At 73.1% G+C, this 1,795-nt stretch carries 1 protein-coding gene and 1 pseudogene; both read right to left on the bottom strand.

Annotation, left to right across the window (positions count from 1 at the left end; translation table 11 throughout):
* A pseudogene (locus tag AOK15_RS38050) lies at positions 1–336 on the bottom strand (sensor domain-containing protein); the annotation flags it as partial.
* 171 nt (positions 337–507) lie between these two features.
* The gene (locus tag AOK15_RS38045; protein ID WP_055523378.1) at positions 508–1,734 is read right to left on the bottom strand and encodes a sensor histidine kinase; all 1,227 of its coding nucleotides are present in this window, start codon (positions 1,732–1,734) and stop codon (positions 508–510) included.
* Positions 1,735–1,795 lie beyond the last annotated feature (61 nt).

Genomic DNA, 1,795 nt, shown 5'->3' with positions numbered 1-1,795 from the left:
CGCGGCCGCAACGGCTCCGGCGCCGCCACCCCCCCCACCGCGCAGCGCCCGCGCCCGCGCCCGCTCCACCGCCCCGCGCCCCCGGCACCCGGCGAGGCCCGCCGCCAGCACCGGCACCCCGAGGAACGTGACCAGCAGACCCACCCCGACCGACAGCATCGTCACCGCGTACGTGAACATCAGCACGCCGATCGGGAAGCCGAGCATCACATAGCCGAACTCCCGCCAGCTGCGCCCCTCGAACGGCGCCCGCAGCCCCGCCGGCAGCCGGTGCCGCCGCTCGGCCACGGCAGCGTCGTCCCAGCCGCCGTACCCCTGCCCATACGCGGATTCCATAGCCGCCACTCCTCCTCACCCACACTCCGACCGGAGCGCGCCACGACCTGGCGTACTCCCACACTCCTCGCCCCCGGCCTCCCGGACCATCCAGCCCGTCGGCGTCCGGTTCCGGGGGTTAACCCCACCCCTGCGAGCCCACCGGTGGAGCCCACCCACGGGGCCTCCCGCCTACCGGTCCCGCCAGGGCAGTTCCGCCGTGATCGTCGTGGGCCCGCCCACGGGGGAGTCGACCATGAAGAGACCGTCGACCGCGCCCAGCCGCTCCGCGAGACCGGCGATGCCCGAGCCGCCGTCGACGCTCGCGCCGCCGCGCCCGTCGTCCCACACCTGGATCAGCAGCCGGTCGTCGGACCGCCAGACGTCCACGGTCGCGGACCGCGCCCCGCTGTGCTTGCTGACGTTCTGGAGCAGCTCCGAGACGGTGAAGTAGGCGATTCCCTCGATCGCCGCCGCGGGCCGCGCCGGGAGATCGACCGTCACCTTCACCGGGGCGGTGCACCGCGAGGCCACCGAGGACAGCGCCGCGTCCAGTCCCCGGTCGGTCAGTACCGCCGGATGAATGCCCCGCGCCAGATCCCGCAGCTCCTGGAGTGCCAGCTTCACCTCGCCGTGCGCCTCCGCCACCATCGAGGCCACGGCGTCGTCGGCCTGGCCCTCCAGCAGCTTCTCCTTCGCCAGCCCGAGCCCCATCGCCAGGTTCACCAGCCGTGCCTGCGCCCCGTCGTGCAGATCCCGCTCGATGCGCCGCAGATCCGCCGCCGCCGTGTCCACCACGACGCCCCGGTCCGACTCCAGCTCCGCGATCCGCCGCTCCAGCTCGTCCGACGGCGACAGCAGCGCCCGCACCATCGCCCGGTCCGCGTTGGCCAGCCCCCGCACGATGAACGGCAGCACCGGCCACGCCACGAACAACCCCGTGAGAGTGATCGTGAACGTCGCGATCCCCCACGGCAGCCGGATCAGCTCGTACAGCATCGAACGCCAGCCGACCGGATCCTTCACACTCATCCACACCTGCGCGACGAACCCGTCCGCGCCGCCCCGCATCGGCAGCGGACTCGGCTCGTCCACCGTCACGTCGAGCAGCGCCCGCGCCCGTATCCGCTCCAGCTTGCCCAGCTGACGCGCCCCCAGCAGCGCGGCCGCGAGCAGCGGGAAACCGATCACCGTCAGCGTCAGGAAGGCACTCGTGAACAGCACCGTCGTCACGAAGGTGAACCCGATCAGCGACAGCGGCAGGTTCGCCAGCAGATGCGCGATCTCCTTCCACGTGTGCGCCTCGAACGCGAGCCGCGCGGGCGGCAGCGGTTCGGAGGGCGTGCGACTGGAGGGCAACGGGTGCCCGGACGGCCGTCCACGGACGGCCGAGGCAGAAGGAGAAAGGGGCTCGGTCATGGCCACAGCCTGCCCGCCCGCGCGGCTCGCGTTCGAGGCGCACACGTGGAAGGAGATCGCG

Source organism: Streptomyces ossamyceticus, assembly GCF_001418475.1.
GTDB lineage: Bacteria > Actinomycetota > Actinomycetes > Streptomycetales > Streptomycetaceae > Streptomyces > Streptomyces ossamyceticus.
The sequence above is the reverse complement of the archived record's forward strand: the minus strand, read 5'-3'. Positions and strand labels throughout refer to the sequence as shown.

Bases quoted from the DNA above. Each gene is read 5' to 3' on its own strand.
- AOK15_RS38045 (WP_055523378.1), bottom strand. From the start codon at position 1,734: ATGACCGAGCCCCTTTCTCCTTCTGCCTCGGCCGTCCGTGGACGGCCG.